Source organism: Saccharopolyspora sp., assembly GCF_017434145.1.
Taxonomy (GTDB): Bacteria; Actinomycetota; Actinomycetes; order Mycobacteriales; family Pseudonocardiaceae; genus Saccharopolyspora_C; species Saccharopolyspora_C galaxeae.
In genome coordinates, this window is the sequence record NZ_JAFRFW010000792.1 from 1 (window position 1) to 5308 (window position 5308).

3 protein-coding genes are annotated in these 5308 nt (G+C 69.1%); 2 read left to right on the plus strand and 1 reads right to left on the minus strand.

Annotated features, from left to right (window positions below; all coding sequences use genetic code 11):
* Positions 1 to 235 precede the first annotated feature (235 nt).
* Positions 236 to 2047: a dynamin family protein gene (locus IJH84_RS21455; RefSeq protein WP_295148202.1), complete on the plus strand. Its 1812-nt coding sequence runs from the start codon at positions 236 to 238 to the stop codon at positions 2045 to 2047.
* Entirely contained in the window at positions 2044 to 3513 is a 1470-nt protein-coding gene (locus IJH84_RS21460; protein ID WP_200068218.1) for a dynamin family protein, read from the plus strand. The genes IJH84_RS21455 and IJH84_RS21460 overlap by 4 nt, the downstream gene beginning before the upstream one ends.
* Before the next feature lie 188 nt (positions 3514 to 3701).
* Here IJH84_RS21460 and IJH84_RS21465 read toward each other — a convergent pair whose 3' ends face one another.
* Positions 3702 to 5156 (minus strand): catalase, encoded by a 1455-nt coding sequence (locus IJH84_RS21465; protein WP_295148206.1) that lies wholly within the window; start codon positions 5154 to 5156, stop codon positions 3702 to 3704.
* Positions 5157 to 5308 lie beyond the last annotated feature (152 nt).

Sequence of the window (5308 nt, forward strand, 5' to 3'; positions counted from 1 at the left end):
CGGCGCCGGAGACGCCGTGGGCGACGTCGCGGGCGGCGCGACCGACTCGCTGCCGCTGGACGGCCTGCTCTGATCCAGCCCGGCAAGGGCTGATCGAGGCGTCAGCATTCTGATCACGATGGCCGGATTCGTGCGCTTTGCACGAATCCGGCCTTCGTGCTACCACACCACATTCGAGCTACGAGTCACCCGCTCGGGTTTCTCTTCCGAGTGAGAACGGTTCACAATCAACGCCGTGATCGAGACGGCAATGGTGGAACTGATCGATCGCGCGACTGCCGAATGCGCCGAGCAGCAGCGCCCCGACCTGCACAGCCGGCTGCGGCAAATCCGCACGCGCGCGCTCGATCCGGCGCAGCTGGTGCTGATCGTCGGCGAGCCGAAACAGGGCAAAAGCGAACTCGTCAACGCTCTGGTCAACGCCGCCGTCTGCGACGCGGGCGAGGACGCCACCACCGTCGTGCCCACCCTGGTGCGGCATTCCGAACAACCCAACGCGCTGGTCATCGAACAAGAACCGGCGCAGGGCCCCGCGGCGCTGGACCGCGTTCCGGTCCCGGTCGAACAGGTCCGGGAACGCATCGAGCAGGCCATCGGCGACGGCCGACCGGTCTCCCGCGGCGAGGTCGGCCTCCCGCGCGCGGTGCTCAAGGACGGGCTGACGCTGATGGACACCCCCGGCGTCGGCACCACCTCGACCACGCTGACCGCGCGCACGCTGGCCGTGGTGGCCGAGGCGGACGCGCTGCTGATGGTCTCCGACGCCACCCAGGAACTCACGCACAACGAGATCAGCTTCCTGAAGAAGGTCACCAAGCTGTGCCCGAACGTCGCGGTGGTGCAGCCCAAGACCGACCTGAGCCCGCACTGGCGGAAGGTCGTCGAGGTCAACCAGCGCCACCTCGCCGGGGCCGGGATCAGCGCCAAGGTCTTCCCGGTCTCGTCCACGATCCGGCTGCAGGCCATGCACGCCCGCGACGGCAACCTGAACAACGAGTCCGGCTTCCCGCAGCTGGTCGAGCACCTGCGCTCCGAAGCGCTGGGCAAGCACGACCAGCTGACCCGGCGACTGGTCGCGCAGAACGTCGCCGACGCCGTGGACGAGCTCACCGAGACGCTCAAGGCCGAACTGTCCGCGCAGAGCCCGCGAACCGCCGCCGAGACGCTGGTCGAGCTGGAGACCGCGCAGCGCCGTTCCGAGGACCTGCGGCGGTCCACCGGGCACTGGCAGAAGACGCTCAACGACGGCATCGGTGAACTGTTCGCCGACATCGAGTTCGACTTCCGCGAACGCGCCTGGGCGATCACCACCCAGCTCAACGAGACCATGGACGAGGCCGACCCGGTGCTGGTCTGGGACGACTTCGTGGAATGGCTCGAAAACGCGCTCGCCGAGGCCATCGAGGAAACCTTCGGCTGGCTCGACAGCCGCCTCGAACGGCTCAGCGACGAGGTCGCCGACCAGTTCCTGCGGGAACACCCGGGTGCCCGGCCCCGCATCGAGAAACTGCCCAAGCCCGAGCCGTTCGCCGAGGTGGCCGAGCTGAAGTACCCGAAGAACGGGGAGTACCGGCGGCTGGACCAGGTGCTGACCGGGTTGCGCGGGTCCTACGGGGGCGTGCTGATGTTCGGCCTGGTCACCAACATGTTGGGGCTGGGGCTGCTGAACGTCGTGACCATCACGGCGGGCATGCTGCTGGGCACCCGCAGCCTCAGCGAGGAGAAGGACGTGCGCAAGCGGCGCCGCCAGGCCGAGGCGAAGACCTCGGCGCAGCGCTACGTCGAGCAGGTGGCCTTCCAGGTCAACAAGGAGGCCAAGGACGCGATCCGGCGCATCCACCGCACGTTGCACACGCATTTCACGCAGCTCACCGAGGAAGCGCAGTTGGAGATCAGCACCGCCATCCAGGACATCAAGCGCAGCGCGGAGCGCAGCGCGGTGGACCGCGAGGACCGCGCCCGCGAGATCCGCCGCAAGCTGGAGGAGCTGGCGCAGCTGCGCAGGCGGGCCGGGATGCTGACCACGAACCGCATCACCGCGGCATGACCGCTCCCCCCGAAGACCCGCTGCTGGAGCGTTCGCGGTCGCTGCTGATCCGGGCGATGACGTTCTACCGGGACGACCCGCGCACCGCGAGCTGGCTGCGCGGCCGGTTGGAGCGGCTCGACCAGCCGCTGCGGATCGCGGTCAGCGGCAGGGTCAAGTCCGGCAAGTCCACGCTGATCAACGCACTGGTCGGGCAGCGGCTCGCGCCCTCCGACGCAGAGGAGAGCACCCAGGTCAGCACGCTGTACCGGTACGGGCCGGAGCCGAAGATCACCGTGCACACCCCGCACGGCACGGTGCAGAACGTGCCCGTCACGACGCTGGATCCGAGCACGATCCGGGACCTGCAGCGGTGGCGGCCGGACGAGGTGGCGCGGCTGGTGATCGAGGCACCGGTGCCCGGCCTGCAGGCGATCTCGCTGATCGAGACCCCTGGGGTCTCGTCGTCGGCGGTGCAGGAGACCGGGCGCTCGGCGCTGGCGCAGATCCTGTCCGAGGCCGACGCGGTGCTGTACCTGACGCGCTATCCGCAGCAGACCGACGTGCAGTTCCTGCAGTCGGTGCACGAGCTGCAGCTGGCGCGGCGGGCTCCGATCAACACGATCGTCGCGTTCTCCCGCGCGGACGAGACCGGCAACGGCGGCAGCGGCGCCTTGCAGGCCGCGGAGCGGATCTCGCTGCGCTATCGCGACGATCCGACGGTGCGCGCGTTCGCGCAGTACGTGATCCCCGTGGTCGGGCTGCTCGGGCAGGCGGCGGCGACGCTCACCGACGAGGACTTCGCCTCGTTGGTGGCGCTGCGGCAGCTTCCGGAGAGCTCGCTGGAAGCACTGCTGCTGTCGGCCGACCGGTTCGCCAACAACAGCACCCCGGAGTCGGTGCCCACCAGCGTGCGGCAAGGACTGCTGGAGAAGTTCGGCCGGTACGGCGTCGCGCAAGCGCTCACCGCCCTCGGCGAAGGGGTTTCCGAACCGAAGAAGCTCTCCGCGCAGCTGCTGGAGGCCAGCAGGCTCAACGATCTGCAGGAAGCGGTGTACCAGCAGTTCATCGAGCGCCAGGAGGCGCTGCGGGCGCGGTCGGCGCTGCTGGCGGTGGACATGGCGCTGCGGGCCAACCCGCGCCCGGGCGTGCAGCAGCTGCTCGGCGAGTTCGAGCGCCTGCTGGCGAACGCGCCGGAGTGGGAGGAGCTGCGGCTGCTCTCGGCGCTGCAGTCGGGCCAGCTCAGCTTCCCCCGCCCGCTGCAGAACGAGGCGCGGCGGCTGCTCGGCGGGCAGGGCCAGGACGCCCCGTCCCGCCTGGGCCAGGAATCCGACACGCTGGAGTCGATCCTCGCGGAGGAGGCGAGTTCGGCGCTGGCGCGGTGGCGGGACCAGCTGGTGAACCCGATGCACGACCGCGCGCACCGGGAAGCCGTCCGGGTCGTGCTGCGCAGCTGCGAACGCATCATCGCCGCGCGGATGCGGTAGCGCGGCACCGCCCGCGCATCGATTCCTCGACCCGATCCGCGAAAGAAAGACGCCAGGCCCGGGAACTCGTCCCGGACCTGGCGTCCGTGGTGGGATTCCGCAGTCAGCGGACGGCGCGGCGGCTCCGCCGGAGCCCGCGCCGGTGCGTCAACCGGCGCCGGGGGGCCGGCGCCGTTGCCGCGAACCGATCAGGCGCCCTGCACCTTCTCGGCGATCTTGTCGCCGGTCGCCTTGTCGACGCTGCGCCAGTAGTTCAGCGCCTTGTCCTGGATCGGCTTGGTCACGCCGCCGTTGATGTGCCCGGCGACGTTGTCGATGAACCGCGCCCGCTCCTCGTCGCTGAACACGTTGCGCACCATCGCGCCCGGCTGCCCGAAGTCGTCGTCCTCGGAGTGCAGCGCGTAGGCCGACCGCAGGACCTCCTGCTCCAGGTTCGCCGGAGCCTCGTCCTCACCGGAGCGCGCGCTGTCGGCGTGCGGACCGCCGTAGGAGTTCGGCGCGTACACCGGGTCGCCGTGGCCGAAGCTGTAGCGCATCTGGCCGTCCTTGGAGTAGCTGTTGACCTCCGAGACCGGGCGGTTGACCGGCAGGTCCATGTAGTTGGCGCCGATCCGGTACCGGTGCGCGTCCGGGTAGGCGAACAACCGGCCCTGCAGCATCTTGTCCGGCGAGGTGCCGATGCCCGGAACCAGGTTCGACGGCTCGAACGCGGCCTGCTCGATCTGGGCGAAGTAGTTCTCCGGGTTCCTGTTCAGCACGAACCGGCCGACCTTGATCAGCGGGTAGTCGCCGTGCGGCCAGATCTTGGTCAGGTCGAACGGGTTGAACCGGTAGTCCGCCGCGTCGGTGTAGGGCATGACCTGCACGTACAGCGTCCAGCTCGGGTACTCGCCGCCCTTGATCGAGGTCCACAGGTCGCGGATGTGGTGGTCCCCGTCGGCACCGGCGAGCCGGTCGGCCTCGGCCTGCGGCAGGAAGTCGTGGCCCTGGTCGGTCTTGAAGTGGTACTTGACCCAGAACTTCTCGCCGCCCGCGTTCTGCCACAGGTAGGTGTGCGAACCGTAGAGGTTCATGTGCCGCCAGGTCTTGGGCAGCCCGCGGTCACCCATCAGCCAGGTCACCTGGTGCGCCGACTCGGGGCAGTTGGTCCAGAAGTCCCACTGCATGTCGTGGTCGCGCAGGTGGTTGTCCGCGCGGCGCTTCTGGGACCGGATGAAGTCGGGGAACTTGATGGCGTCCCGGATGAAGAAGATCGGGGTGTTGTTGCCGACCAGGTCGTAGTTGCCCTCGGTGGTGTAGAACTTGATCGCGGTACCGCGCGGGTCGCGCCAGGTGTCCGGGGAGCCGAGCTCACCTGCGACCGAGGAGAACCGGACCAGCGTTTCGGTCTTGACACCCGGCTGGAACAGTGCCGCCTTGGTGTACTGGCTGACGTCCTCGGTGGTCTCGAAGAAACCGAACGCGCCACCACCCTTGGCGTGCACGACCCGCTCGGGCACGCGCTCGCGGTTGAACTGGGCGTTCTTCTCGATCAGGTAGTGGTCCTGCAGCAGGATCGGACCGTTCGGGCCAGCGGTCAGCGAGTGGTCGTCGCTGGCCACCGGAATACCGGCATTGGTCGTCGTGACTCGTGCCGAACTCACGATTGCTCCTCCTCGTGGTGGTGGCTCAGATCCTCCGGCACGATTGCCGAGGACTGACACTCAGGGCAGTACCCCCAGAACACGATCTCCGCCTCGTCCACCAGGTAGCCGGCGGTCGAGGACGGGACGACGCAGGGCGCCGCGCCGATCAC

What these genes read in the sequence shown, in the direction of transcription:
- IJH84_RS21460 (WP_200068218.1), top strand. Translation starts at nt 2,044, where the DNA reads ATGACCGCTCCCCCCGAAGACCCGCTGCTGGAGCGTTCGCGGTCGCTG.